This window comes from Serratia sp. CC22-02 (genome assembly GCF_900182895.1).
In the GTDB taxonomy this organism is placed as follows: Bacteria; Pseudomonadota; Gammaproteobacteria; order Enterobacterales; family Enterobacteriaceae; genus Serratia; species Serratia nevei.
The window spans coordinates 269,879-295,362 of record NZ_FXUD01000003.1 but is presented as its reverse complement, the minus strand read 5'-3'; the positions used below and the strand labels follow the sequence as shown (position 1 = coordinate 295,362).

At 61.6% G+C, this 25,484-nt stretch carries 25 protein-coding genes; 6 read left to right on the top strand and 19 right to left on the bottom strand.

The genetic code is table 11. The features are described from left to right. Positions 1–9: 9 nt before the first annotated feature. The 8 genes from hpaX to QOL81_RS13320 all read right to left on the bottom strand — a co-directional run bounded on the left by hpaX (position 10) and on the right by QOL81_RS13320 (position 7,465). Positions 10–1,380 (bottom strand): 4-hydroxyphenylacetate permease, encoded by a 1,371-nt coding sequence (gene hpaX / locus QOL81_RS13355; RefSeq protein WP_038878424.1) that lies wholly within the window; start codon positions 1,378–1,380, stop codon positions 10–12. A 3-nt stretch (positions 1,381–1,383) separates the two neighbouring features. Continuing rightward, on the bottom strand, positions 1,384–2,178 hold the full coding sequence (hpaI, locus tag QOL81_RS13350; protein WP_283439882.1) for a 4-hydroxy-2-oxoheptanedioate aldolase: 795 nt from the start codon (positions 2,176–2,178) through the stop codon (positions 1,384–1,386). A 76-nt stretch (positions 2,179–2,254) separates the two neighbouring features. Further along, a complete protein-coding gene (gene hpaH, locus QOL81_RS13345) occupies positions 2,255–3,058 on the bottom strand; it encodes a 2-oxo-hept-4-ene-1,7-dioate hydratase (RefSeq protein ID WP_004933170.1) in 804 nt (267 codons plus the stop codon). A gap of 14 nt (positions 3,059–3,072) precedes the next feature. Then, entirely contained in the window at positions 3,073–3,459 is a 387-nt protein-coding gene (locus tag QOL81_RS13340; protein WP_004933172.1) for a 5-carboxymethyl-2-hydroxymuconate Delta-isomerase, read from the bottom strand. Positions 3,460–3,509: 50 nt separating this feature from the next. Further along, on the bottom strand, positions 3,510–4,583 hold the full coding sequence (hpaD, locus tag QOL81_RS13335; protein ID WP_087762955.1) for a 3,4-dihydroxyphenylacetate 2,3-dioxygenase: 1,074 nt from the start codon (positions 4,581–4,583) through the stop codon (positions 3,510–3,512). 37 nt (positions 4,584–4,620) lie between these two features. Continuing rightward, positions 4,621–6,075, bottom strand: a complete 1,455-nt coding sequence (gene hpaE / locus QOL81_RS13330; protein WP_033636981.1) for a 5-carboxymethyl-2-hydroxymuconate semialdehyde dehydrogenase — start codon at positions 6,073–6,075, stop codon at positions 4,621–4,623. Then, the gene (locus QOL81_RS13325; RefSeq protein ID WP_049202355.1) at positions 6,072–6,836 is read right to left on the bottom strand and encodes a fumarylacetoacetate hydrolase family protein; all 765 of its coding nucleotides are present in this window, start codon (positions 6,834–6,836) and stop codon (positions 6,072–6,074) included. The genes hpaE and QOL81_RS13325 overlap by 4 nt, the downstream gene beginning before the upstream one ends. Further along, positions 6,833–7,465, bottom strand: coding sequence for a fumarylacetoacetate hydrolase family protein (locus tag QOL81_RS13320; protein WP_087762957.1), 633 nt, complete (start codon positions 7,463–7,465; stop codon positions 6,833–6,835). The genes QOL81_RS13325 and QOL81_RS13320 overlap by 4 nt, the downstream gene beginning before the upstream one ends. A 327-nt stretch (positions 7,466–7,792) precedes the next feature. On the opposite strand from QOL81_RS13320, the gene hpaR reads away from it, so the two are divergent. Beyond that, entirely contained in the window at positions 7,793–8,245 is a 453-nt protein-coding gene (gene hpaR, locus QOL81_RS13315) for a homoprotocatechuate degradation operon regulator HpaR (protein WP_004933183.1), read from the top strand. Between the two features lie 56 nt (positions 8,246–8,301). Here hpaR and QOL81_RS13310 read toward each other — a convergent pair whose 3' ends face one another. The 7 genes from QOL81_RS13310 to QOL81_RS13280 form a co-directional block, all read right to left on the bottom strand. Next, entirely contained in the window at positions 8,302–9,093 is a 792-nt protein-coding gene (locus tag QOL81_RS13310) for an SDR family oxidoreductase (RefSeq protein WP_283439881.1), read from the bottom strand. Between the two features lie 4 nt (positions 9,094–9,097). After that, complete coding sequence (locus QOL81_RS13305; RefSeq protein ID WP_038878408.1) at positions 9,098–9,895, bottom strand: molybdenum cofactor biosynthesis F family protein; 798 nt, start codon at positions 9,893–9,895, stop codon at positions 9,098–9,100. 11 nt (positions 9,896–9,906) lie between these two features. After that, a complete protein-coding gene (locus QOL81_RS13300; protein WP_070915046.1) occupies positions 9,907–10,689 on the bottom strand; it encodes an SDR family NAD(P)-dependent oxidoreductase in 783 nt (260 codons plus the stop codon). Next, positions 10,682–11,272: a DUF3156 family protein gene (locus QOL81_RS13295; protein ID WP_060422218.1), complete on the bottom strand. Its 591-nt coding sequence runs from the start codon at positions 11,270–11,272 to the stop codon at positions 10,682–10,684. The genes QOL81_RS13300 and QOL81_RS13295 overlap by 8 nt, the downstream gene beginning before the upstream one ends. Next, positions 11,247–12,740 carry an APC family permease gene (locus QOL81_RS13290; protein ID WP_033648536.1) on the bottom strand — a complete coding sequence of 498 codons (1,494 nt, stop codon included), beginning with the start codon at positions 12,738–12,740 and terminating at the stop codon, positions 11,247–11,249. Before QOL81_RS13290 ends, QOL81_RS13295 begins: the two co-directional genes overlap by 26 nt. 129 nt (positions 12,741–12,869) lie before the next feature. Next, the gene (locus QOL81_RS13285) at positions 12,870–14,054 is read right to left on the bottom strand and encodes an anaerobic sulfatase maturase (protein ID WP_283439880.1); all 1,185 of its coding nucleotides are present in this window, start codon (positions 14,052–14,054) and stop codon (positions 12,870–12,872) included. Then, entirely contained in the window at positions 14,051–15,763 is a 1,713-nt protein-coding gene (locus QOL81_RS13280) for an arylsulfatase (RefSeq protein ID WP_283439879.1), read from the bottom strand. The genes QOL81_RS13285 and QOL81_RS13280 overlap by 4 nt, the downstream gene beginning before the upstream one ends. A 482-nt stretch (positions 15,764–16,245) precedes the next feature. Between QOL81_RS13280 and QOL81_RS13275 the strand changes: the two genes are divergently transcribed. The 4 genes from QOL81_RS13275 (at position 16,246) to QOL81_RS13260 (ending at position 20,231) form a co-directional block, all read left to right on the top strand. Then, positions 16,246–16,893 carry a helix-turn-helix transcriptional regulator gene (locus QOL81_RS13275; RefSeq protein ID WP_038878402.1) on the top strand — a complete coding sequence of 216 codons (648 nt, stop codon included), beginning with the start codon at positions 16,246–16,248 and terminating at the stop codon, positions 16,891–16,893. A 139-nt stretch (positions 16,894–17,032) separates the two neighbouring features. Further along, complete coding sequence (locus tag QOL81_RS13270; RefSeq protein ID WP_283439878.1) at positions 17,033–18,220, top strand: MFS transporter; 1,188 nt, start codon at positions 17,033–17,035, stop codon at positions 18,218–18,220. After that, on the top strand, positions 18,217–19,329 hold the full coding sequence (locus tag QOL81_RS13265) for a histone deacetylase-like amidohydrolase (RefSeq protein ID WP_283439877.1): 1,113 nt from the start codon (positions 18,217–18,219) through the stop codon (positions 19,327–19,329). The genes QOL81_RS13270 and QOL81_RS13265 overlap by 4 nt, the downstream gene beginning before the upstream one ends. A gap of 95 nt (positions 19,330–19,424) precedes the next feature. Continuing rightward, positions 19,425–20,231, top strand: a complete 807-nt coding sequence (locus tag QOL81_RS13260; protein ID WP_283439876.1) for an alpha/beta hydrolase — start codon at positions 19,425–19,427, stop codon at positions 20,229–20,231. 39 nt (positions 20,232–20,270) lie between these two features. Here QOL81_RS13260 and QOL81_RS13255 read toward each other — a convergent pair whose 3' ends face one another. The 3 genes from QOL81_RS13255 to QOL81_RS13245 form a co-directional block, all read right to left on the bottom strand. Further along, positions 20,271–20,636: a cupin domain-containing protein gene (locus QOL81_RS13255; RefSeq protein WP_015376517.1), complete on the bottom strand. Its 366-nt coding sequence runs from the start codon at positions 20,634–20,636 to the stop codon at positions 20,271–20,273. A gap of 18 nt (positions 20,637–20,654) precedes the next feature. After that, positions 20,655–21,956, bottom strand: a complete 1,302-nt coding sequence (locus QOL81_RS13250; RefSeq protein ID WP_033636959.1) for an NAD(P)/FAD-dependent oxidoreductase — start codon at positions 21,954–21,956, stop codon at positions 20,655–20,657. Between the two features lie 101 nt (positions 21,957–22,057). Next, positions 22,058–22,816, bottom strand: coding sequence for a helix-turn-helix transcriptional regulator (locus QOL81_RS13245; RefSeq protein WP_047729076.1), 759 nt, complete (start codon positions 22,814–22,816; stop codon positions 22,058–22,060). Between the two features lie 123 nt (positions 22,817–22,939). On the opposite strand from QOL81_RS13245, the gene QOL81_RS13240 reads away from it, so the two are divergent. Then, the gene (locus tag QOL81_RS13240) at positions 22,940–23,443 is read left to right on the top strand and encodes a colicin E1 family microcin immunity protein (protein ID WP_169318020.1); all 504 of its coding nucleotides are present in this window, start codon (positions 22,940–22,942) and stop codon (positions 23,441–23,443) included. Between the two features lie 18 nt (positions 23,444–23,461). On the opposite strand, the gene QOL81_RS13235 is transcribed toward QOL81_RS13240, so the two are convergent. Beyond that, positions 23,462–25,240 (bottom strand): colicin-like pore-forming protein, encoded by a 1,779-nt coding sequence (locus QOL81_RS13235; protein WP_060422193.1) that lies wholly within the window; start codon positions 25,238–25,240, stop codon positions 23,462–23,464. Positions 25,241–25,484: the final 244 nt, after the last annotated feature.

The following is a 25,484-nucleotide window of genomic DNA, read 5'->3' as shown; positions in this document are numbered from 1 at the left end:
ACTTGCGCATCAAGGCGTCGCTCTCGGGCGCGAATCCTTCATCGGAATGCGCCACACCAGCACGGCGCCGACGATCAACAGCGCCGAGACGAAATACAGCCCGGAGTTAAAGCTGCCGGTCAGATCCTTGAACCAGCCGATCAACAGCGGGCTGAGCGCCGATCCGATGTTGCCGGTGGCGTTGATCACCGCGATCCCCACCGCGCGCGCTTCCAGACTGATCGACTGATCCGGCGTGGTCCAGAAGATCGCCATGGCGGTAAAGGAGCCGACCGAGGCCATCACGATCCCGAGCAACTGGATCAGGCTGTGATCGGTGGCGGACGCCAGCAGCCAGCCGGCGGCGGCGAACAGGTACGGCAGCGCGGTGTGGTGCTTGCGCTCCTGCAGCCTGTCGGATCGTTTGCTCCACCACACCATGCCGGCGATGGTGCAGATCTGCGGGATCGCCGCCAAAATGCCGATCGTCACGTTGCTGCTGCCCTGGTTGAAGCTTTGCAGGATCTGCGGCGTCCAGATGTTGATCGCGCTCAGGGTGTTGGTCAGGCAGAAATAGGCCAGCGTATACATCAGCACAATCGGCGTGCAGATCTCGCGCCACAGGCTGCGCTGTTGCAGCGCGCGGTGGCTGCTCGGCCCGTTGGGCTGCACCAGCTGCAGCTTATCGGCTTCCATCATCGCCTGCAGGCTGGCTTTCTCCTCGTCGGTCAGCCACTTGGCCTTGGCCGGCGTATCGTCGAGGTAGAACCACACCACCACGCCCAGCAGCACCGACGGAATGCCTTCCAGCAGGAACAGCCACTGCCAGCCCTTCAGGTTCATCACCCCGTCCAGCGCCAGGATATAGCCGGAGACCAGCGAGCCGATCGCCATGGTCACCGGCATGGCGATCATGAACAGCGCGTTGGCGCGGGCGCGGTAGAACGCCGGGAACCAGTAGGTGAGGTACACCAGAATGCCCGGCAGGAAACCGGCCTCGGTGATGCCGACGATCATGCGCAGCACGTACAGGCTGGTCGGCCCGGTGGCGAACATGGTGCAGGTGGAGGCGATGCCCCACAGCACCATGATGGTGGCGATCCAGCGCCGCGCGCCGACCCGGCTCAGCATCATGTTGCTCGGAATGCCGAAGATCACGTAGGTGACATAGAACAACGTCGCCGCCAGCCCGAACATGGTCGAGCTGAGGCCGAGATCTTTGCCCATCGTCAGCCCGGCGAAGCCGATGTTGATACGATCGAGGAAAGAGAAAACAAACAACACGAACAGGAAAATGATCAGGCGCCGAAACAACTTTTTAATCACCGATTGCTCGGCGGCGGTTAACGCTTTATGTTGCTGCGCCGGGTTGGCCGGCTGCAGCGAATCGACGTGGTTCATGGTTCAGTAGACTCCCGATGAAGGCGCTTGCGCCCCGCCCCGTTTGAATTCGTCCGCCAGGGCTTCCGCCGCCCGTGCCAGCAGGGTGGTGTCCACCCCCACCGCAACGAACAGCGCGCCGGCCTCCAGATAGCGCTGCGCCAGTGCCTTGTTGGCCATCAAAATGCCCGGCGCCTTGCCGGCGGTGCGGATGCGCGCGATGGCGTCGTCGATGGTGCGCTGCACCTCCGGGTGCTGCGGATTACCGGCAAAGCCCATGTCGGCGCTGAGATCCGCCGGGCCGATAAACACGCCGTCCACCCCATCCACCTGCAAAATGGCGTCGAGGTTTTTCACCGCTTCGCGGGTTTCAATCTGCACCAGCACGCACATCTGCTCATCGGCCTGCTGCAGGTAATCGGGCACCCGGTTCCACCGCGAAGCGCGCGCTAGGGCGCTGCCGACGCCGCGCACGCCGTGCGGCGGATAGCGCGTAGCGCGCACCGCGTCGCGCGCCTGTTCGGCGTTTTGAATCATCGGGATAAGCAAGGTTTGCGCGCCGACGTCCAGCAGCTGCTTGATGATCACCGCGTCGTTCCACGGTGGCCGCACCACCGGCTGGCTCGGGTAAGGCGCGACCGCCTGCAGCTGCCCCAGCACCGTTTGCACGTTGTTGGGCGCATGTTCGCCGTCGATCAGCAGCCAGTCGAAACCGGCGCCGGCCAGCAGCTCGGCGCTGTAGCTGCTGCACAGCCCGAGCCACAGCCCGATCTGCGGGCGTTTTTCCTGCAGCGCACGCTTGAAGTGGTTGGTTAACATCGCATTCTCCCTGACAAGCGGGCGTAGCGCATGGCCCCGCCCGGTTTATTGCGGCCCGGTTCGCCGAGCCTGCTTTTTAGACGAAGCGGCAGCTGATGCAGCCCATCGGGCCGTAGTCGACGTGGAAGGTATCGCCGCGCCGCGCCGGCACCGGCCGGGTGAAGGAGCCGCCGAGGATCACTTGCCCCGCTTCCAGCTCCACCTCATACGGCGCCAGCTTGTTGGCCAGCCAGGCCACGCCGTTGGCCGGGTGGTTGAGCACCGCCGCCGCCACGCCGGATTCTTCAATCACGCCGTTGCGGTACAGCAGCGCGGAGATCCAGCGCAGATCCAGCGCATCCGGCTTGATCGGCCGCCCGCCCATCACCACCCCGGCGTTGGCGGCGTTGTCGGAGATGGTGTCGAACACCTTGCGCGGCCGCTGAGTCTCGGGATCGACGTTGTGGCTGCGCGCGTCGATGATCTCCAGCGCGGGAATGACGTAGTCGGTGGCGTTATAGACGTCGAACAGCGTGCAGTTCGGCCCGCGCAGCGGCTTGGCCAACACGAACGCCAGCTCCACCTCCACCCGCGGCACGATAAAGCGATCGATCGGAATGTCGCTGCCGTCGTTGAAGAACATGTCGTCCAGCAGCGCGCCATAGTCCGGCTCGGTAATCTGCGAACTCACCTGCATGGCGCGCGAGGTCAGGCCGATCTTGTGGCCTTTGAGCGTACGCCCCTCGGCGATCTTCAGCTCCACCCACTGCCGTTGAATGGCATAGGCGTCTTCGATGGTGATCTCGGGATGATCGAGCGACAGCGCGCGGATCTGTTCACGACTCTTTTCCGCCTGATGCAGGCGCTGTACGGCGCGGTTAACCTGCTCTTTATCCAGCATTTACGACCCCTTATTCACGCCTTGTTGAACAGCGCGTGGACATTGTTCTGTTTGTAATTCAGCACCGGATCCAGCTCTTCCATGGTGAAAGAGAGCGCCAGGTAACGCTGCGCCATCAGCGCGGCGAAGTGTTCCTTGATCAGCGCAAACAGCATCTCGCCCACCTGCTGCCGGCTTTCCAGACTGCGGCCGTGGCCGATCTTCAGCGTCATGTGCACGAAGGCGTAGTCCTGCTTGCCGTCGGCCATCTGCCAGGTGTCGAGCCAGATGGCGCGGCTGCGCACGCCGGCCAGCGGAAAGATGCCGGTCGCCGCCAGCGCCTCGTTGACCTTGGCGAACAGGGTGGGCAAATCCGCCTCGCGGCGGATGTTGTCGGTACATTCAGCGTAAAAATGGGGCATTGCGTTCTCCAAACGGCAAATATGCGCGGGCGCCGCCCGCGCAGCGGCATTTACAGCGTATTGCCAAGTTTGAAACCTTTTTCCGTATCGCCCTCGCGGGTATAGGAAAAACCGTCTGCGCCGATGGTGACGGCCATTTCGCTGGGCGCACTGCGCTCGATGACCGGCTGTGGCTGCCCATCGAGATCCAGCACCAGCGATCCTTCGGTATACCAGCTCGGCACCACCGGATTGCCCCACCAGTCGCGGCGCTGGTTGTCATGCACGTCCCAGGTCACGGTCGGGTTGTCCGGATCGCCGGTGTAGTAATCCTGCGTGTAGATTTCCACGCGGTGGCCATCGGGATCGCGCAGGTAGAGGTAGAACGCGTTGGAGACGCCGTGCCGGCCGGGGCCGCGTTCGATCAAATCGGATTTGCGCAGCGCGCCGAGCTTGTCGCAGATGGCCAAAATATTGTGCTTTTCATGGGTGGCGAAGGCGATGTGGTGCATGCGCGGCCCGGCGCCGCCGGTCATCGCGGTATCGTGCACCGTCGCCTTGCGGCGCATCCAGGCGGCGTAAACCACGCCGTCTTCATCGCGGATGTCTTCCGTTACGCGGAAGCCCAGCCCCTGGATGTATTCCACGGCGCGCGGCACGTCAGGGGTGATTTGGTTAAAGTGATCGAGGCGCACCAGCGCGCCCGGCGTATACAGATCGTAGCGCCAGGCCAGGCGCTCGACGTGCTGCACGTCGTAGAAAAACTCATACGGGAAACCGAGCGGATCCTCTACCCGCACCGCATCGCCGATGCCTTTGGCGAACCCGTTCACCCGCCGCTCGGTACGGCAGCCAAGCGCCTTGAAATACGCTTCGGCGCGATCGACGTCTTCCGGCGTGCGCACGCGGAAAGCAAACGCCGCCACGGCGGCGACCGGGCCTTCGCGCAGCACCAGGTTATGGTGAATAAACTCTTCCATCGAACGCAGGTAGAGGGTTTTGTCATCTTCGGCGGTCACGACCAGGCCGAGGATATCGACGTAAAATTCGCGTGCGGCTTTAAGGTTCGTGACCTGAATTTCCATGTAGGCACAGCGCACGACGTCGGGAGCAGGGACAGCATCAGTGGTCAGTTTTGTCGTCATTGTTCTCATCTCTTTCGTTATTATTGTGGCCTGAGGCTCAAACGCCCCATTTCGGGATCGGGTGGTCGCCCATAGAAATGCACACGTTCTTCATTTCGGCGAACACTTCGAAGCTGTATTCGCCGCCTTCGCGGCCGGTGCCGGAGGCTTTCACGCCGCCGAACGGTTGGCGCAGATCGCGTACGTTTTGGGTGTTGACGAAAACCATGCCCGCTTCAATGCCGCGGGCCAGGCGCAGAACCTTGCTCACATCCTGCGTCCAGATGTACGACGCCAGGCCGTACTCCACGTCGTTGGCCATGCGCAGGCCATCTTCTTCTGATTTGAACGGCAACAGGCAGGCCACCGGCCCGAAGATCTCCTCCTGCGCCACGCGCATCCGGTTGTCGACATCCGCCAGCACCGTCGGGCGCAGGAAGTTGCCGTGGCTCAAGCCGGCCGGTTTGTCCGGGCCGCCGGCCAGCAGGGTCGCCCCTTCTTCCACCCCGAGGCGGATATAGCCGGAGACTTTTTCCCAGTGCTGCGGGCTGATCAGCGCCCCCACCTGGGTATTGGGATCTTGCGGATCGCCCACGCGCAGGCGGTTGGCGCGCTCGGCGAAACGTTTGACGAATTCCGGGTAGATGCTCTCCTGAATGAAGATGCGCGAACCGGCGGTGCAGCGTTCGCCGTTGATCGAGAAGATGGTGAACAGCGCGGCGTCGAGCGCCCGCTCGATGTCGGCGTCTTCAAAGATCAGCACCGGCGACTTGCCGCCCAGTTCCATGGAGAATTTTTTCAGCCCGGCGCTTTCGATGATGCGGCGGCCGGTGGCGGTGCCGCCGGTGAAGGAGACCGCGCGCACGTCTTTATGGCGCACCAGCGCGTCGCCGGCGGTGGCGCCGTAGCCCTGCACCACGTTCAGCACCCCGGCCGGAATGCCGGCTTCCAGCGCCAACTCGCCCAGGCGATCGGCGGTCAGCGGCGACAGTTCGGACATCTTCAGCACCGCGGTGTTGCCCAGCGCCAGGCAAGGCGCGGTCTTCCAGGTGGCGGTCATGAACGGCACGTTCCACGGCGACACCAGCGCGCACACCCCCACCGGCTGCACCAGCGTGTAGTTGAGCATCTTGTCGTCCACCGGGTAGGTCTTGCCGTTCATCTGCTGGCACACCTCGGCGAAGAACTCGAAGTTGTGCGAAGCGCGCGGGATCAGCACGTTTTTGGTCTGGTGGATCGGCAGGCCGGTGTCGGCGGTTTCCAGTTCGGCGATCTGCGGCACGTTCTGGTCGATCAGCTCACCCAGGCGGCGCATCAGGCGCGCGCGCTCTTTCATCGGCGTGTTGGCCCACTTGGGGAACGCCTCTTTCGCCGCCGCCACCGCCTGGTCTATCTCCAGCTGGCCGCCAGAGGCCACCTCCGCCAGCACCTCGCCGTTCGCCGGGTTGGTGGTGGTGAAGTACTCTTTGCTGGCGACGTTCTTGCCGTTGATCCAGTGGTTGATGGTTTTCATCGCAGGCTCTCCTCGTAATCTTTTTCACTGATAATGTGGTTAACCAGACGGCCGATGCCCTCGATCTCCACCACCACTTCGTCGCCCGGCTGCACGTCGGCCAGCCCTTTCGGCGTGCCGGTGGCGATCATGTCGCCCGGCTGCAGCGTCATGAATTCGCTCAGGTAGGCGACCAGGAACGGAATGTCGAAAATCATGTCGGCGGTGCTGCCGCGCTGGCGCAGCTCGCCGTTGACGTAAGTGCTGAGCGCCAGCCGGTGCGGATCGGCGACGTCGTCGCGATCGACGATGTAAGGCCCGATCGGCGTCAGGGTGTCGCGGCTCTTCACCCGCAGATTCGGCCGGTAGTAGTTTTCCAGGTAATCGCGGATGGCGTAGTCGTTGCACAGGGTGTAGCCCGCCACATACTCCATGGCGTGCTCGCGGCTGACGTTGCGCGCGGTCTTGCCGATCACCGCCACCAGCTCGGCTTCGTAATGCATGTACTCCACGCCGGCCGGGCGCACCGACACCTGGCGGTGACCGGTCAGGGTGTTCGGTGCCTTGAGGAACACCAGCGGCTCTTCCGGCGCCTTGAATTCCAACTCGCTGGCGTGGTCGGCATAGTTCAGCCCCAGGGCGAACACCGTGCCCTGCGCCGGCGGCAGCCATTCCACTTCGCGCTCCTGCAGCACCTCGCCGTTCGGCAGCGTGACGCGCAGCTGCTCGTCCACCTGCACGTTGAAGATCTGGCCATGATGACGAATACGGGCATGTTTCATGATGCGGCTCCTGCCTGGGTGACGCGGTTGGTCAGCGTGGGCAGGCCGGCGGCGCGCACCGTCACCTCATCCCCCGGTTTGATCTCCACCCGCTGGTGCGGGGTGCCGATCAGCACCGCATCGCCCGGCTGCAGGGTGATAAAGTCGCTGATGGCGGCGATCAGCTCCGGCACCGAGCGCACCAGATCGGCGGTGGACCAGCGATCCTGCTCCACGCCGTTGATCTCGGTGACGATCTCCAGCCGATCGGCATTCGCCAGCTGGCCGATCTCCCCCAACGGGCAGAACCCGTCGCGGCATTTAGCCTTGATCGCCGGGCGGTAGAAGCTGCTCTCCGGTAGGCTGACGTCGTTGGCCAACGCGTAGCCGGCCAGATAACGGCCCACCTGCGCCACCGGCACCTTGCGCGCGGTATCGCCGATGATCACCGCCAGCGTGCCGCCGCTGTGCACGGTTTCACCGGCCGGAAACGGGATCGCCCCGCCGTTGGCGAGGTGGGTGTTGCGCGGTTTGATAAACCAGACCGGGGTTTTGGGCGGGGTCTGATACGGCGGCTGGTGAAACGCCTGATCCCAGGCGTCCAGTTGGCTGCGGTGATTCAGCGCAACGGAAAATACGGTGCCTTTCATGCGAACTCCTCCAATGGCAAAACATGACAACCGGCATTCATTAATATATTAATGATTACTTTTATACGCTGTGCAGCTTTTACGCAACGCGCTTGGAGTGATTTGTGATCGCGATAACAAAATATTCACAAATAACGAACATTAGCGTGATTATTCAATGCATTAATCATTTTTCGCGCCATTTTTCGCTGCGCCCTGCATTTTTGCTTTATCCCTACGGGTAACTTTGGCTACTATTAAGTTATTAACAAAATCGGGCTTTGCGGGGCAGGCGCCCCCATAACGAGCGCCGTAACAACGAACACCTTGATAGCTAAGGCCAAACTTATGCATGAATCGTTAACCATCGCCCTGCTGCAGGCGCGTGAAACCGCCATGGGGTTCTTCCGCCCGATCCTGAAAAGCCACAATTTGACCGAACAGCAGTGGCGCATCATCCGCGTGCTGGCCAACAGCCGCTCGATCGAATTCCACGAGCTGGCGGCGGAAACCTGCATTCTGCGCCCCAGCCTGACCGGCATTCTGTCGCGCATGGAGCGTGACAAGCTGATCTTCCGCCTGAAGCCGGTCAACGATCAGCGCAAGCTGTACGTGTCGCTGACCCAGCAGGGCCAGGATCTGTATGAAGTGGCGCGCCACCAGGTGGAACAGGGCTACGCCGAGATTGAAGCCGCTTTCTCGCGACAGAAAATGGACCAATTGATGACGCTGCTGGACGAGCTGATCACCCTGGGCGACAGCCTGCCCGCCAACGTCACCGCGCATCCTGCCAAGCAGTGATTTAACCAACCGGAATTCTCAAATTAATTGACGTTGCAGCCAACAACGCTGCAGCGTCAGGTAAGCAGAGAATTCGTTTCCGGCAGCAGCGCGCCGCCGTCCACCACCAGCGTCTGGCCGGTGATGTAGGCCGCCGCCGGCGAGGCGAGAAACACCATCGCCGCGGCGATGTCTTCCGGTTCCCCCAGCCGCCCGAGCGGCACCGAGGCGGCGATCGCCTGATTCACCTGCGCGTCGCCCAGGTTGGCCATCGCCAGCGTGCGGATCATCCCCGGCTCCACGCCGTTGACGCGAATGTTCTCCGCCGCCAGCTCCAGCGCCGCCGCGCGAATAAACCCGTTCACCCCAGCCTTGGAGGCGGCGTAGTGCGCCAGCCCCGGGTAGGCCACCCGCGGGCCGGTCACCGACGAGGTCACCAGAAGGCAGCCGCCGCCCCGGCGGCGCATCCACGGCAGCGCCGCCTGCGCCAGAAAGAACGGCGCCATCAGATTGACGCTCAGCGTGCGTTGCAGCAGAGCCGCGTCGATGGCGGCGAACGGCGTCAGCGGAAAGTAAGCGGCATTGTGGATCACCACGTCCAGCCGTTGATGCCGCTCACCTACCGCCGTCACCAGCTCAGCGATCTGCCCCGGTTCGGCCAGATCGCAAGCCAGCGCCTGCACGCTCAGCCCTTCGTCCCGCAGCGCCTGCGCCGCCGCCTGCGCCTGCGGCAGCTGCACGTCCGCGATCGTCACCTCGGCGCCCAGGCGGGCAAAGGCGCTGACGATCGCCAGCCCAATGCCCTGAGCGCCGCCGGTCACCAGCACCGCCTGCCCCGCGAAGGCGTCGGCCGCATAGGTTGCGCTCATCGCCCTATCCTCGTGGGTGACGCGTGGTGTTCAGCACCTGCGCATGGGCGCCGACCGCAAAGTTGCTCAGCGCGCTGAAATCGCTGCCCTGATAACCGAGGATCTTGCCGTCGGTGCGCATGCCCTGCAGATCGATCATCACCACGCCCAACGTCGGGATGATCTTCTCGCGCCAGACGAACAGATAAAGCTGCTCCGCCACCTTCACGTAGTGGCAGCGATCGACGTCCGCCAGCCCTTTTTCCACCCCGTCCAGACACTGCCAGGCGTAGAAGTTATCGTTCAGGTAGATGTGCTCGTACCGTTCGGTCGGGCTGTAGGTGTACATGTTGCGCATGCCGATCAGCTCATCGGTAAAGCCCGGTGGCGCCACGTCGGCGTCATCCAGCGTGCCGAAGCGGAATTCGGCCTCGACCGCGGTCAGCGGCAGCCCCTGCTCCACCCGGCTGAAGGCGTCGAGCCGCGCCTGCGCTTCGTCCGGCAGCTGGCCGTATACCGCAGTGAAGTTGCCCTGATTGCGGTCGCATACCAGCGTAATGCTGGCGTTGGCGCGGGCAGGATCGAGAAAATCGATGAACAGCACGCCGGGGCGAATGCTGGTGGCGCGATAGGCGACGCTGCGCCGTTCGCCCCACTCCAGCGTCTGCTCGTCGGTAAACCGGCAGCGCTGCGTCGCGCCGTCGCTAAAGCGCAGCGTCAGCGTGGTGCCCGCCAGCCCGTGCTGCCGTTCCAGCGTATTGCTGTGCGGCGCAAAGCCTTCCGCCAGCGCGCCAACCTGAATGAATACCGCTTCTGAACTCATGGAAATGCTCCTTACAGGGAAGTGAAAGCCAGGGTCGGCACATCGACGATGGTGGAGCCGCCGTCGGCCACCAGCGCCGCGCCGGTAATGATTGAAGCCTCGCTGGAACACAGGAAACGGCACGCGCGGGCGATCTCCTCGGCGCTGGCCGGGCGGCGCAGCGGCACGTCGCGGCAGACCATCTGGTAAGCCTGCTCCAGCGAAATCTGATGGGCGTCCATCAGCAGTTGCATCTCTTCGTCCGCCATCGGCGTGGTCACCCAGCCCGGGCACACCGCGTTGGCACGCACGCCCAGCGGGCCATAGTCGCGGGCGATGGAGCGCATCAGCCCGATCAGCGCGTGCTTGGCGGTGACGTAGCCGCAGACCTCCGGCCCGGCGGCCAGCGAGGCGATCGAGGCCACGAACAGCAGGTTGCCGCCGCTTTTAATCAGCTCCGGCAGGCAGGCGCGCGCGCTGGCGAAAGCGCTGTTGAGGTTGCTGTCCATCGCCCCTTGCCACTGCGCGTCGGTCATCTCGGTGATGCGCTTGAAGCCCATGCCGCCGGCGCTGCCGATCAGGCAGTCGATGCGCCCGGCTTCGCGCAGAATGGCCGGCAGCAGCGCGTGGTTCCAGCTCTCGCCGCTGGCGGCATCGCCCACCAGCGCCTGCGCGCCTATCTCTTGCGCCAGCGCCGCCAGCGGTTCCGGGCGGCGGCCGATGATGAACACCCGATCGCCCTGCGCCGCCAGCAGACGGGCGCAGGCGGCGCCGACGCCGGTGCCGCCGCCGGTAATCACAACCACTCTATTCATGATTCAGCTTCTCCATCAGTTGGCCGATCATCAGCAGGCTGCTCAACAGCAGCCGCCGCTGTTCGGCATCCAGCCGCAGATAGCGGCGGCCGGCCGGCAAACGGCTGACCACCTCCGACGCGGCGAAATGCTCAATCTCCACCTGCCAGCGCCCGTCGTTCACCGTCAGCCGCACGCGGCGAAAATCCAGCTGCGCCAGCGTCTCGCCGATCTGCGGGTAACGCTGCAGGCCGTCCAGCACCCGCTGCGCGGCCGCATGGCGCTGGCGCAGCAGATAACGCACCCCGCGCCGCCGCAGCCAGCCGCCGGTCACCACGTCCAGCGTCAGCGGAAGCTGCATCGCGCACGGGCCCTGCAACCGAAAGCGGTGGCTGACGATATGCGCCATAAACAGCCCCTGCACCTGTTCGCTGACCTCGATCTGCGGCCCCTGCGGCAGCGTCAGCCGCAGCAGGCCCGGCGCCAGGCGTTCGCACGCGTAGGGTTCCAGGTTGCGCGCCAGACGATCCAGCGCGGCGCCCGGCCGATAGCCCGACGGCGCTCGCCGCCAGGCGCGATTAAGTGAGGGAAGTAAGCCGATCAAACTGCGCCTCCTCATTTTCACCCTTGGCGAACGCGTTCTCCAGCACCTGCTCGACCGGCACCGGCTTGAACGGATTCACTTTCTGCACGCACAGCGTCCAGAACAGCGCATAGGCGGCGGTCAGGCCGATCATCCAGCCGAAGGGAATGTAGATATCGCTCGGGTTCATTCCCGGCGGCGTGATGTAAACGATAGCCAGCACGATGCCAACGCTGGAAACGATCTGCGGCAGCGGGAACCACGGCGATTTATAGGCGCGCGGCAGATCGGGGCGGCGTACGCGCAGGATCACCACCGAGCAGGTCACCAGCAGGTAGGCCACGCCCCAGGCGCACACCGCCGCCAGCACCAGCGGAATGATCCTGTCGAGGTTGCCCTGAATGGCGAAGGCGTGTACGCAGGGGATCAATACCGCCACCAGAATGCCGACCACCGGCGTTTTAAAGCGCGGGTGCAGATAAGCGAACATGCGCGGCAGCGCGCCGTCCAGCGCCATGCCGTACAGAATGCGCGGCACCGCCGCCATCAGCGTATTGATGGTCGCGGCGCCCGCCAGCAGCAGGCCGACGCCGAGCCAATATTTGCCGAACTGGCCCATCACCTGGCCGGCGAACGCCGGGATGGCCATCGGCGTTTCCAGCAGGCGCGTGCCGCTGGCGGCGTCGATCACCACGTTTTCCACCTGGTGGCTGAGCGCCGCGCCATACAGCGCCATGCACACCGCCACGCCGCACAGCCCCAGCGCCATCGCGCGCGGGATCACCCGATCGCAGCGTTTGATCTCCGGCGCCATCGGCGTCACCAGCTCACAGCCAACGAACATGAACATCGCCATGCCGATCAGGCTGAACACCGCGAAGGGATCGTTCAGGCTCAGCGTGCTGCCGAACCAGCCCTCGAGCGGCACCGCATGCGGCGACAGCAGCCCGACGATGCCGAAAATCACCAGCGTGCTCCACATGGCGAAGGTCAGCACGATCTCCGCCTTGCCGAAGGCCTCGATGCCGAACGCGTTGAGCAGACCGAACACGATTACTAGCCCGACGCCGACCATCCAGGAGGCGTTGTGGCTTTCCATCAGGGTGTTGAGGTGCTCGAAGTTCACCAGCGCCATGATGCCGGAGAGAATGGTCTCGGCGGTGCCGGCGAAGATGTGCACGATCAGGTAGGCCGACAGCGCGCCGGTGATGGCGAAAAAGCGCCCCATGCCGCAGGAGATGTAGTCGTAAACCGAACCGGAGGTCGGCAGCAGCGCCGCCGCTTCGGAGAAGGTGGTGAGCTGCGCCTGCATCATGATGAAGGCGATCAGCATCGCCAGCGCGAAGGTGTCGCCGCCGATGCCGAAGCCGCTGGTGACCGTCAGGATCACCGGGCTGGCCATGATCACCCCGACCGAACTGGCCAGGGTGGTGGGAAAGCCGACCTTGCCTCGAGCCAGGTGGGCGTGCAACCGCGACGACAGGTTCATGGTTATTTCCTCTTATAGTTTTGGCCTGATGCATGCAGGTGCTTGCAGGTTTTTCACCGCCAGCGGCGGTAATCTCACTATAGAGAGGAAAGGAAAATGCTGACTATCGTCCTTAAGGACGAGACGCTTTCAACCTGCGGCCGCGCTCACGGCGGCGCGCCACTGCATCGCCCCCTGCGGGCTGCGCGGGTAGACGCGCAGCGGTGCCAGCAGCGCGGAAAAGAAGGCGTAATAGCCGGCGCACAGCCGGTTGTAGCGATCTTCGCCCACATGCGCCGGGCAGCCGCCCTGGCAGACGCTTTTCACGCTGCAGCGTTGGCACTCGCGGCGCAGGCTCTTGTTTTTACCGAACGGCATCTCCGCCGCCCTTGCCGCCAGCGTGGCGAGCGGCGTGTGGCGATCGGCATGGCCGAGCAGGTGCTGCGCGTTGATCAGATGATCGCAGGCGTAAAGCCGCCCGTCCGGCTCCATCACCAGATTGCCGCCGCAGCGTTCGGCATGTACGCAGCTGGGGCTGACGTGGGTGAAATACTGCGCGTAGACCTGCTCGATGTTCATCACGAAGACCTGGCCGACGTGCCCGCGGCTGCGCCAGCGGCGGTATACCGCCAGCATGAAGCGCCCCCAGTTGGCGGCGCTCAACCCATAGCCGGCGGTGGGCGCGTCCCCTTCCAGCATCAGCGGCTGGAACTGTAGATAGCGCGCCCCGATCGCCACCGCATGATCGTAGATCGCCTCGGCGCGATCCGCGACGCCGTCGTGCACCACCATCAGCAGGTTGAAGTCGATCTGATGGCGCTGCAACAGCGCAATGCCGCGCAGCGCCGCGTCATAGCTGGCGCCGCCGCGCTTGTCCGGCCGGTGGGCGTCCTGCACCTCGCGGTCGCCGTCCAGGCTGACGCCGAGGATAAAGTGATGCTGCCGGAACAGCCGGCACCAGGCGTCGTTCAGCAGGGTACCGTTGGTCTGCAGGCTGTTGCTGATCCGCACGCCCGGCGGCGCGTAGCGGCGTTGCAACGCCAGCGCCCGCTTGTAAAAACCGATCCCCGCCAGCAGCGGCTCACCGCCCTGCCAGACGAAGTTGATCTCGCGGCTGTAACGCGGCTGGGCGGCGATGTAGCCGCGGATAAATTCCGCCAGCAGGTCGTCGTCCATCTTGCGCGTCCGTTCTTCCTGGCGCTGCGGGTAGTAGCAGTAGCAGCAACCCAGGTTGCAGCCGGCGCCGATCGGTTTCACCAGCAAATGAAAAGGCGCCGCCGCGCGCGGTTCGCTCTCTACCGGGATCTGCTGCGCGCGCAGCTGGGCCAGGTTCATGGCGCCGCCTGCGGCAACGGTTTGTGGGTCTGCGGATCCAGGCCGATGTAGTCGCCGGTGTTGGCGTCGACGCCGAGATAGTCGATCGCTGCACCTTTGGCTTCAATAACCATGCTCTGCTGCGCAAAACGGCGATACGCCTCGCTCAGCCGTTTGACCCGCTCCGGGTCGGCGGCGGCCAGATCGCGCGTCTCCAGCGGATCGTCATGCAGATTGAACAGCCCCCACGGCGCCATCTGCGCCGTCGGCCCGGCCTTCACCAACCGTCGCAGCTTCCAGACGCCGTCCACATAGGCGGCCTGGTTATGCAGCTCCACGCCGTAGGTCGCGCGCGGCACGCCGTCGGCCTCGCCGCTGAAATAGCGCTTGAAGCTGACGCCGACCATCGGCAGCGTCGGTTTGGCCTTCAGCGGTTTATTGGCGTCGATGCCGGCATAGTCATACAGCGTCGGGGCGATGTCATACACCGCCATCGGCGTGCGGTCGATGCCGCCGCGCCCCTTCAGCCGCGGCGCGGAGATGATGAAATCGGTATTGATGCCGCCCTGCGCGCTGGTGGTTTTGTGGTAGTTGGCGTACGGCGCATTGCTGACGTTGGCCCAGTGCGGCCCGTAGGAAATGAACGATCCCTTGCGGCCGAGGTTGGCGTAGCTGTTGTCGAACTGCCGCCAATACTCCGGCTTCGAGCCGTAGTAGAAGCCGCTGGCCGGGTTGGCGCCGTTGTCGGTGGCGAACACAATCACCGTATTTTGGTCGCGGCCGGTCTGCTTGAGGGTATTCAGCACCGCGCCGACCTGATCGTCCATGTAAGCGATCATCGCCGCGTACACCTGCATGGTCTTGGCTTCATATTTTTGCTGCTCGGGCGTCAGCGCATTCCAGGCCTTATCCAGCGTCAGCGTCGGCATCGGCGTGCGGTCGGAAATCAACCCCAGCGCCTTCAGGCGCTGAATGCGCCGCTGATAGGCCTGCTGGTAACCGGCGTCGTATTTGCCGTCGAATTTGGCGATCCAGTCATCCGGCGCCTGCAGCGGATCGTGCGGCGCGGTAAACGCCAGATAGGCGAAGACGGGTTTGCTCTGCGGCGTATCGCGGATCCACTGTTCCAGCTGATCGGCATAGGCCTTGCTGGAATAGAAATCTTTGGGCAACGACACGCGTTTGCCGTTCAGGGTGTAGAAGGTATGGAACGCCTCCACGGTGCCCAGCGGTTTCGCGTCGTCGAAATGGCTGGTGCCGCCCCCCATAAAGGCGAAGGCGCGCTCGAAGCCGCGATCGGTCGGTTTGGCGCCGTCGACGTAGCCCAGGTGCCATTTGCCCGCCATCATGGTGGCGTAACCCGCGTCGCGAAAACGCTCCGGCAATGTGGTCACGCGGTCGGTCAGCCGCATTTCATAGCCCGGCTGCGCGGCGGTGCTCTCATACCACCACATGCCGCCCATGCCGGCCTGCTGGTTGGTGTTGCCGGTCATCAGCATCGACCGCGCCGGCGCCGACATCGGCGAGGTGTAGTACTGGCTCATGCGCACGCCCCGTTCGGCCAGCGCCTGCAGGTTGGGCGTCGGTATCTCGCCGCCGAACGGGCTGATGTCGGAGTAGCCCATGTCGTCCACCAGAATGATCAGCACATTGGGGCGATCGGCATCCGCCCCCTGCGCCAGGCCCGATAAGGCGCCGCTCAACGCCACCGCCAACGTTTTTTTCTGCATCGTTCGTTCCCCGTATGGTCATGCGGACTGAACAACCCGACGCCTCAGCCCGAGAAAGGTCATCATTTTTTCGTCTTATACGTTTGGCGCCGCCTGGCGCTATCTTCAATTCGCAGTGTAGGAAGCGGCGGAAAAGCCTGGCTATCGTTCTTAAGAACGAGAAACGGCTCCAGTCGTGCCGGTTGTAGCACGCGCAGGGCGGCGAGGGCTTCACCTGGGCAAACATTGAAAAGCGCTGTAAATTCAGCGGGAAAAGCGGTGAATTATTTCATTAACCTATTAATGAAAATCGCGATAAATCCGAACTGAAAAGCCCTGATTAACGCAGTGTCATCTTGTTATTTATGTGTTTTATTGCAATCGGCCTCACGTTGTTAATATGTTTTTATTGTGTTGCCAAATTGCTACAACTATGCTTGTATCGTTCATATATTGACCACCAACCTTCTCCAGATTGAATGATAAAGGGAGGAACACGAATCATGCACAGCACCGCATCCGATGCCTTTATCAACAGTTGTTTGGCGACAATCACGCACCTGATCCCGGTGTCCGCCGGGGTGTTTTATCTGGTCGATCGCGACCTGCGGCCGGATCACTACATCCTGCACGGCATGCCCGATAAAACGCATCAGCAGTATCTGAACCACTTCCAGCAGATAGATCCGCTGCAGCCGGCCAATTTCCATCGCCAGGACATCACCATGGTCGGCATGAGCCCGGCGGCGATCGCCGGCAACCGCCGCTATTACCACGACTTTATGCTGCCGAACGACATGCGCGACATGACGGAGATCTTCATCCGCCAGCGCAAGCGCATCGTCGCCGGGGTATCGCTGATCCGCGATACGCCGTTCACTGAAGTGGAGCGCGGCCGCCTGCGCGCGGTGCTGCCGCTGATCGAGCTGGCGACGCGCGATCTGTTGCCCGACGGCGAGGCGCAGCTGCTGACCGCCAAAGAGCAAGAGATCGTCAACATGGTGCGCGAAGGCGCCAGCAATAAGCGCATCGCCCTGAAGCTGGGCATTTCGCTGTCCACGGTGAAAACCCATATGCGCAATATTTTCGCCAAAACCGACGTGGTGAACCGCACCGAACTGGTCGCCGGCGGCTTTCTCGCCCACGGTTAACGCCCGATAACGGCCGCCGCTGCCGACGGCCGGAAAATAACGCCAAAACGTATTCGCCATTTATGGCGCGGCCTCCCCCTGCCCGCAATCGGGCCGGGCGGGATATTTCATCGTCACTCAACGCTTGGGGAAAAGGTTTATGTCCAGTGATTCAGTTTCCGCGCCCGCCGTCGGCGCGGCGCTCCCCTGCCCGCCGCGGCTGCTGACCGCCATTATCGTCTTCGCCGCCATCGCGCCGGGCATTCTGATGACCGCCCCCGCCGTGGCCGCCCAGCTCGCCGCACAATGGCAGCTCGGCCCGGCGCAGATCGGCCACCTGTTCTCCACCGAACTCGGCGCCATGAGCCTGGCCACGCTGCCAGCGTGGTGGTGGAGCGGGCGCATCAACTGGCGACGGGTCGCTACACTGTCGGCGCTGGTGTTTATCGTCGGCAACCTGGCTTCGGCGCTGGTGCAGGACTTTACCCTGCTGCTGCCGCTGCGCTTTATCGCCTCGCTGGCGGGCGGCACCCTGATGATCCTGTGCATCACCTGCGCCGCCGGCACCGCCAATCCCAGCCGGGTCTATGCCTTCTGGGTGCTCGGCCAACTGGTGCTGGGCGCGGTCGGGCTGCTGGTGCTGCCGCCGCTGTTCGCGCACTTCGGCCTGATGGCGGTCTACCTGATTCTGGCGGCCATCATGCTGTGCTGCCTGCCGCTCATCCCGGCATTCCCCAACGGTTTCACCGCCGCCCGCGCCGCCCGCAGCGGCCCCGCCGCCTCGCTGGCGCGCAAGCTGTGCGCCGTGCTGGCGGTGCTGACCTTTTACATCAGCCTGAGCGCGGTCTGGACCTTTATCGGCGGCATCGCCGCCGGCGCCGGGCTGTCGCCGGCCCACAGCGGCCAGGTGCTGGCCGTCGCCACCTTGCTCGGCATCGTCGGCGCGGGGGCCGCGGCGCTGATCGGCGCGCGCTTCGGCGGTGGACGCCTGATCGTGCTGGGGTACGCCCTGCTGCTGGCCAGCGTGGCGCTGCTGACGGGCCAGCCCCTGCTGCTGCGCTTCGCCCTGGCCGCTCTACTGTTCAAATTCACCTGGACCTTCGTGCTGCCGTTCATTCTGGCGCGGGTCGCCGGGTTGGATAACGACGGCAAGCTGATGAACGGCATCAACCTGGTGATCGGCGGCGGTATGGCCATCGGCCCGACGCTGGCCGGCTCTCTGATCGAATCTTTCGGCGGTTTCAACGCCTTGCTGTTCGGCGCGCTGGGCTGCGCGCTGCTGTCGCTGCTGTTGATTTCGCTGGCTTCACCGCGCGCACCGCGCCGTATAACAGGAGGAGAAAGGTGAAAAGAACAACCGGTTTCTTGTTTGATGAACGCTGTTTCTGGCACAGCACCGGCCTGCACGCCACTACCCTGCCGGTCGGCGGTTGGGTGCAACCGCCTTCGGGTGCCGGCCACGCCGAGTCGCCGGAAACTAAACGGCGCATGAAGAACCTGATGGACGTGTCCGGCCTGTCGCGCCAGCTCACCCTGCTGAGCGCCGAACCGGCGACGGAAGAAGATCTGCTGCGCATTCACCCCGCCCACTACCTGCAGCGTTTCAAACAGGTGAGCGACAGCGGCGGCGGCCTGCTGGGGGAGGAAGCGCCGCTGGGGCCGGGCAGCTATGAAATCGCCAAGCTCTCCGCCGGGCTGGCCTGCGCGGCGGTGGAAGCGGTGCTGCAGGGCGAGCTGGATAACGCCTATGCGCTGTCGCGCCCGCCGGGCCACCACTGCCTGCCGGATCAATCGATGGGCTTCTGCTTCCTGGCCAATATTCCCATCGCCATCGAGCGCGCCAAGGCTCGCCATGGCCTCGGCAAGGTGGCGGTGCTCGACTGGGACGTGCACCACGGCAACGGCACCCAGCACATCTATTGGCAGCGCGGCGACGTGCTGACGCTGTCGCTGCATCAGGACGGCTGCTTCCCGGCGGGCTATTCCGGCGAACGGGATCGCGGCGAAGGCGACGGGGCGGGCTACAACGTTAACGTGCCGATGCTGGCCGGCGCCGGCGACGACGGCTACCTGCACGCCATGCGGCACATCATTATCCCGGCGCTGGAAAAATTCGAGCCGGAGCTGATCATCGTCGCCTGCGGCTACGACGCCAACGCCCTCGATCCGCTGGCGCGCATGCAGCTGCACAGCGACAGCTTCCGCGCCATGACCGCGCTGGTGCAGGACGCCGCCGACCGGCTGTGCGGCGGCAAGCTGGTGATGGTGCACGAAGGCGGCTATGCCGAATCCTACGTGCCGTTCTGCGGGCTGGCGGTGATGGAACAACTGAGCGGCGTGCGCACTGAAGTGCAGGATCCGCTGCTGGCGTTTATCCAGCAACAGCAGCCGCGCGAAGCCTTCAACCGCTTCCAGCGCGAAGCGCTCGACGAGCTGGAGCGCCAGTTCGACCTGTAATCCCCTCTTTGCGGGCGCCGCACCCGGCGCCCCTGACAACCTCGCCGCCAGCCGCTACGCTGAAGGGCAACCCTACCCACCATGAGAACAATAACATGCCCGAACAAACCGTCAGCTTTATCAAAGGCCGTCACGGCGACATCGCCGTGCACGACTGGGGAAACGACCAGCCGCGCTATCTGGCGCTGCTGATACACGGCTACGGCGAGCACCTCGGCCGTTACCAATACGTGGCGCGCACGCTGCAGGCACAGGGCGCGCGGGTGTTCGGCCCCGACCATCTCGGCCACGGCCTGTCGCAGGGCGAACGCGTGCTGATCGAGGATTATGACGCCGTGGTCGACGACGTGCAGCGCGTGGTCAGCCATTTCCGGCAGCGATACCCCACCTTGCCGCTGGTGGTGATCGGCCACTCGATGGGCGGCATGATCGCCACCCGCTACGTGCAGCGCTACGGCGAGGAGGTGCGTGCGCTGGTGCTGTCTGGCCCGCTGCTTGGCGACAGAACGGCGATCTCCGATCTGGCCGAACTGCCGACGATCCCCGACGCGCCGCTGGATACCGCCACCCTGGCGCGCGATCCGGCGGTCGGCGCGGCCTATCAGGAAGATCCGCTGGTGTGGCACGGGCCGTTCAAGCGCCCCACCCTGCGCGCCATGCAGCGGATCCTCGCCGCCATCAACGCCGGGCCGGGCTTCGGCGCGCTGCCCACGCTGTGGATCCACGGCGACGACGATCGGCTGGTGCTGATGAGCGAAACGCAAACCGCGCTCGATAGTCTGCGCGGCGACGATTTCGAACGGATGATCAATGCGGGCGGGCGGCACGAGAGCTTTAACGAAACCAATAAGGATCAGATCCTCAAGCGGGTGACCGATTTTATTGCGCGGGCGTTAGGCTAAGGCGCTCCCCCTCAGCGGGCCGAGGGGGGCATGACGGCGTCAGCCTTCGACGATGGCGAGGTAGTGTTTGACGAAGCGATCCGAGGTGATGTCCCAGCGCACCGGGGTGCCCTTCTCGACGAACCAGGAATCGCCGGCCTGATACTGCACCGATTCGCCGGTGCGTTCGTTGGTCAGGGTCGCGCTGCCTTCCCACACCGTGGCGTGCTCGGCGAACGGATACTCCATCACGAAGCTGCCGCGGGTGCAGCTGAACACGCCGCAGTTCAGGTTGTCGGTCGGTTCGCCGAAGATGCTGGCCACGCCGACGTTTGGCGTGCCAGCGATCACCGTGGCGCCCAGGTTGCTGACGCTGCCGATCTCCAGCAGTTCCGGCAGCGGTTGTTTAAGCAGTAACGGTTTCATGAGATTCTCCTCTGAGGGTTAACGGCGGCCTTTCCAGTAGCCGGATGTCTGGTGCCAAACCTTACCGGCGGTGGTCATCACCCGCCGCAGCTTGTCCTTGCCGAAGATGTTGACGTGCGGGATCGAGCTCATCAGATCGTAACGATCGGATCCTTCGCTCATGCCCTCCGCCAGCACCTTGCACACGATGTGGCTCGGCGTTACGCCGAAGCCGGAGTAGCCCTGCACGTAAAACACATTGTCGCGATCCGGCAGCGTGCCAATCTGCGGGAACAGGTTGGCGCTGCAGCACAGCGGGCCGCCCCAGGCCAGATCGATCTTCACGTCTTTCAGGTACGGGAACACCTTCAGCATCAGGTTGCGGTTCCAGGCCTTGAGATCCGACGGGAAATATTCGATCAGGCGGGTGGCGCTGCCGAACAGCAGCCGGTTTTCGTTGGTCACCCGGTAATAGTCGATCACCGGGCGGATGTCGCTGTAGGCGCCGCGGATCGGGCTGATCTGGCGGATCAGATCGTCAGACAGCGGCTCGGTGGCCAGCTGGAAGGCGTAGGTATTGATGGTCTTGCGGTAGATCTGCGGCTCCATGCCGTTGAGGAAGCCGTTGCAGGCCCACAGCATCTTGTTGGCGCGCACCGAGCCCATGGCGGTGCGCACCGTGATGCGCGGGCCATACTCCACGTTGAGCACGCTGCTGTTCTCGAAGATTTTCACCCCGTAGCCGCTCAGCGCCTTGGCCTCGCCCAGCAGCAGGTTGAGCGAATGCACGTGGCCGCCGCCCATGTGTTTCAGCGCGCAGGTGTAAGCGTCGGAGCCCACCACCTGCTTCACCTCCGCCCCGGTGTAAAGTTCAATCTCCTCCTGCGGCGCTACCGCCTTGAACTCCTTCAGCCAGCCGCGCAGGGTCTTCTCCTGGCGCGCGTTGCTGCCGAGATAGCCGTAGCCGAAGCAGAAGTCGGCGTCGATGTCATATTTCTTGATGCGCTCGCGGATAATGCCGGCGCCGAGATTGCTGATTTTGAAGATGGTTTCCAGCCCGGCCGGGCCAACGTGGCGCTTGATCTTCTCCAGATCGTGGCCGATGCCGGCCATCACCTGGCCGCCGTTGCGCCCGGTGCCGCCGTAGCCCAGATAGCGGCCTTCGAGAATGGCGATGTTGGTGATGCCCTTCTCCGCCAGCTCCAGCGCGGTGTTGATGCCGGAGAAGCCGCCGCCGATGATCACCACGTCGACGTCCAGATCCTCTTCCAGCGTCGGGAAGCGCAGATCGTATTTTTTGGTCGCCGCGTAGTAGGTTAAGGACTCGATTTCGTTGTTCACTGCCGCACTCCCGATTGCCTATGCCATGACATCGGATTATCGGGAGGCGGCAGCCGTGCCGCTATGTCCCCTTAGGGACATTCGCTACAAAAAATTAACATTCACGCGCTGCGGCGCTGCGGGGCGGTCAGCAACAGGCTGAACAGTTCGGCCTGCGAGCCGATGTTCAGCTTGCCGTAGATGTTCTTGCGGTGATTTTTTACCGTGCCGAGGCTGATGAACAGCCGGTCGGCAATCTGCTGCGAACCGCAGCCGGCGAGGATCAGATCGACGATCTCGCGCTCGCGCGGCGTCAGCAGATAACGCGCCTGCGCGCCATCGTCGTTCCCCGTGTCGGCCTCGGCCGGTGCTGCCACCACTTCGCCGTGCAGCCGCGCCACGCTTTTCACCAGCGTCAGCGCGCTGCGCAGATCCGCCCGCTGCGGGTAGCGCACCGCCACCGTGCGGCGCGCCGAACCGAAGAACACCCCCAGCCCGCGCTCCGGCGTCAGCTGCAGCAGCACGCCGGCCTCATCGTGCCAGCCGGTCTTGCGATAAAAATTACGGTAATAGTCGCTGTGATAAAACCCGCAGGGCGCCAGCTGGCGCAGCGTGAGCACCTCGCCTTCGCCGCCGTCGTTCAGCGCGCGGTAAAACGGATCCTGCAGATAGGCGCCCTGTTGGTAGATCTGGTTAACCGCATCGCTGTTTTCCCGCTCGGTTTTGATCAGGCAGCGCGGCGGCCGGCCGCGTTCGAAGGCATAGACGATGGCGTTGTCGAAGGCGAAAAACCCTTCCAGCCAATTCAACAGGCTGGGATAAAAGCGCGGGCTGGCCACCGCATCGATCACCGCAGACAAGCGTTCAACCTGAATATCCATACCCGCCTCGCCATTATTAATACATTAACAATCTACCGATTTCGGATGGGGTTAGCCGCATGGCGGCCAGTACTGTTAAAAAAAGCATCCGGCGCGCCGAAATGCAAGAACGCGATCGTTTACATGTTAAACAACTCACAAGTTGCCGCAGCGGGGAAAGCGGTGGCTTTGCAAGGTAAGGGGGTCGCTGCATTCCCGAGCTATAACAGCCCCCCATGTCCCAATAAAAATTCTGTGGTACACTGCATCAATAGCAATGGATATAACCATATGAAAAAAGGGATATGTTGGATGACTTTAAAATATTACTTAAAGCATATTCTATGGGGGCTTGTTATCACTGCTGTCGCTTACTATGCATGGAGTAAAAATCCTGAAGATAGCCGATTAACGTTAATTCTCTCGCTTTCTGTTGCCAGTTGCGTTCTCTATCCTTTTGCAAAATTTGCTATCGAGAAAACAGCACTACGTTATTCCCATAAGAAATTTTGGCAGCATGACTTTTTTGTCAGCTCTGTGGGTGGCAGCATTGAAGTGGTTTATGAATTATTTTGTTTCGCATTCGCCATTCCCGTATCAGTTATTTATTTTTCTTTATCTATTTTAAAAGCCCTAAAAAGAAATTAGGGCTCTTATGTTAAACTGTTAAATCCCCAGTTCCTTGTTTATTTTTTCGACTAACGCTTCATCGATAAAAGCGCCCACAAGTGTTGTAATTATCGCAAAACCTAAAAACCCCATCGGCGTGCCAAGGATGATACTGAAGGAAAAAGCCGTGAGCGCCGTTGCAGCTCTTCCTGCCGCTAACGCCTCCATTTGAATAAATACCGGCCGCCAGTTGTTAGTTTCAATAGCTTTTCCAATAGCCACTACGGTATCGTAACGATCTATTGTCTTCCCAATATAATTAAATGCTTTGCTGAATTTTGCCAAGCTCTTGGCCATCTGATCGCGATTGACCGACTCCATGGCTTTTGCAATAGCCTCTCGATCTTTCACGCCAAACTTCTTGTTCAAAACGTTGTTATGTTTCTCAAAGGCTTTTAATGCATCGTCCACATTTTTAATCGACTTTCCTTTAGCCGCTTCAGCAAGCTCTTTAGCGACCTTTGACGAATGTTCGCCGAACTTTTCAGTTACCGTTTTGTAGAAATCCGCTGTGAACTTGATTGCATCTTTTACACGCTCCTCTTCAGCCTTAGTTTCCGCCTCTTTTTTCTCTTTGGCAATCATCGCTTTTTTCGCCTGCACATCCGCCAGAGTTTTACGCGCGCTGTTAAGCGCACTTTCGGCGTTGGTCTGATCTCGGGTCGCTTGTTGCTGGCGGTTTGCGGCCCGGCTCGCCGACTCTCTCGATGCATTCATGACGCTTAATGCATCATCGCGCTCTTTTTCCAGCTTCGAGATCAAGTCACTAGCGGCATTGAACTCATTCCACCAGGCTTTTTTTCCATAATCGACTTCCGAATTCCATCTTACAAAATCATCAAGCAGCTGACTGTGTTTTTTCCTTTTTTCTTCAGCCTGAGCGGCTTTTCTTTCATGCTCTCTGCCGACATTCTCCGCCCTTGTTTTGTCGTCGTTCGCCTGATTAATCCGATTTTTCGCATCGTTCAGTGCATGCTGAGCGCTTTGTTCATTTTTGCGCGCCTCATTCTCCACACGATTGATCCCTTCTTCGGTAGAAAGATCTAAATTCTTGAGGCGATTGACTTCACTCTCTTTATTCCGCAGCTCATTTTCATATTGTTGCGTATTTCTCATATTGGCATCGATGGCAGACTGTATCTTTTTTTCCTCATCTAGCTGCACCCCCATTTTAATTCTATTTGAATTTTGTTGTTGTTTAACCCCCGACGTTGGTTTTTCTCTGGATAAAAACCAATTCTCATTATTTAGTTTTAAATACTCCTGATGCACTTTTCTTTTTTTTGCTTCATTACGCAGAACGTCTAAACGCTCCTTACCCACTTTAATCTTCGCGATAATCGCTTCAAGGCTCGCTTTTTCTAGCGGCGTTTGCGATTTATTTTTGAGTTTACTACTTAGGTCATCAATATCTTTTTGCATCTCACTAATTTGGTTCGTCAGATCGTTTTCTTTATCTGCTGAAAATTTAATCGCCTTGTCGGAATCGGCTCGAAAACTGTTCTTTGCCTTCTCACTGAATGGAATAATGTCATCATCTTCCTGATCAAAAGCGCTAATCGGTTTATTAATATCGCTAATTTTTTGATCCCACAAATGCGTAATATTACTGAGTTCCTTTTGCCTGTCCGGCAATCGGTCACCCACCCACGCCTCAACAACCATATCGCCATCAGAAAGATCAAAACCGCGTTGCCAGCCTTCTCCCCGCCAGTGGTACCCCAAAGAAGTCATAACGTCGCGTTCATACTGAGTAGTATCTTCATATCGAGCCATAATAGCGTTCCCTTATTATTGTTTATGTCGTTAACTGTTTATACATACAGTAAAAATACTCTATGCCGTCCTTGGCTTTACTTCAATCAAATAATTATCATTCTCATTTGTGGGAGAAATGGCACAACTCTTATATGAAGCACACCTCACCGCAATTAAAAATATTTTTTAAAATCAATTCGTTAAATATAAAAAAAAACTATTTAATACGATGTTATTTATCTGGTGCCTGCAGCCAGGAGTC

Excerpts from the sequence above, each read along its gene's own strand:
- QOL81_RS13280 (WP_283439879.1), bottom strand. The coding sequence starts at position 15,763 with ATGCAGAAAAAAACGTTGGCGGTGGCGTTGAGCGGCGCCTTATCGGGC.
- QOL81_RS13340 (WP_004933172.1), bottom strand. The coding sequence starts at position 3,459 with ATGCCCCATTTTTACGCTGAATGTACCGACAACATCCGCCGCGAGGCG.
- hpaH (WP_004933170.1), bottom strand. The coding sequence starts at position 3,058 with ATGCTGGATAAAGAGCAGGTTAACCGCGCCGTACAGCGCCTGCATCAG.
- hpaX (WP_038878424.1), bottom strand. The coding sequence starts at position 1,380 with ATGAACCACGTCGATTCGCTGCAGCCGGCCAACCCGGCGCAGCAACAT.
- QOL81_RS13260 (WP_283439876.1), top strand. The coding sequence starts at position 19,425 with ATGCCCGAACAAACCGTCAGCTTTATCAAAGGCCGTCACGGCGACATC.
- hpaR (WP_004933183.1), top strand. The coding sequence starts at position 7,793 with ATGCATGAATCGTTAACCATCGCCCTGCTGCAGGCGCGTGAAACCGCC.
- hpaI (WP_283439882.1), bottom strand. The coding sequence starts at position 2,178 with ATGTTAACCAACCACTTCAAGCGTGCGCTGCAGGAAAAACGCCCGCAG.
- QOL81_RS13240 (WP_169318020.1), top strand. The coding sequence starts at position 22,940 with ATGTTAAACAACTCACAAGTTGCCGCAGCGGGGAAAGCGGTGGCTTTG.
- QOL81_RS13275 (WP_038878402.1), top strand. The coding sequence starts at position 16,246 with ATGCACAGCACCGCATCCGATGCCTTTATCAACAGTTGTTTGGCGACA.
- QOL81_RS13325 (WP_049202355.1), bottom strand. The coding sequence starts at position 6,836 with ATGAAACATGCCCGTATTCGTCATCATGGCCAGATCTTCAACGTGCAG.
- QOL81_RS13320 (WP_087762957.1), bottom strand. The coding sequence starts at position 7,465 with ATGAAAGGCACCGTATTTTCCGTTGCGCTGAATCACCGCAGCCAACTG.
- QOL81_RS13285 (WP_283439880.1), bottom strand. The coding sequence starts at position 14,054 with ATGAACCTGGCCCAGCTGCGCGCGCAGCAGATCCCGGTAGAGAGCGAA.
- QOL81_RS13235 (WP_060422193.1), bottom strand. The coding sequence starts at position 25,240 with ATGGCTCGATATGAAGATACTACTCAGTATGAACGCGACGTTATGACT.
- hpaE (WP_033636981.1), bottom strand. The coding sequence starts at position 6,075 with ATGAAAACCATCAACCACTGGATCAACGGCAAGAACGTCGCCAGCAAA.
- QOL81_RS13300 (WP_070915046.1), bottom strand. The coding sequence starts at position 10,689 with ATGAATAGAGTGGTTGTGATTACCGGCGGCGGCACCGGCGTCGGCGCC.
- QOL81_RS13270 (WP_283439878.1), top strand. The coding sequence starts at position 17,033 with ATGTCCAGTGATTCAGTTTCCGCGCCCGCCGTCGGCGCGGCGCTCCCC.
- hpaD (WP_087762955.1), bottom strand. The coding sequence starts at position 4,583 with ATGACGACAAAACTGACCACTGATGCTGTCCCTGCTCCCGACGTCGTG.
- QOL81_RS13310 (WP_283439881.1), bottom strand. The coding sequence starts at position 9,093 with ATGAGCGCAACCTATGCGGCCGACGCCTTCGCGGGGCAGGCGGTGCTG.
- QOL81_RS13255 (WP_015376517.1), bottom strand. The coding sequence starts at position 20,636 with ATGAAACCGTTACTGCTTAAACAACCGCTGCCGGAACTGCTGGAGATC.
- QOL81_RS13245 (WP_047729076.1), bottom strand. The coding sequence starts at position 22,816 with ATGGATATTCAGGTTGAACGCTTGTCTGCGGTGATCGATGCGGTGGCC.
- QOL81_RS13305 (WP_038878408.1), bottom strand. The coding sequence starts at position 9,895 with ATGAGTTCAGAAGCGGTATTCATTCAGGTTGGCGCGCTGGCGGAAGGC.
- QOL81_RS13290 (WP_033648536.1), bottom strand. The coding sequence starts at position 12,740 with ATGAACCTGTCGTCGCGGTTGCACGCCCACCTGGCTCGAGGCAAGGTC.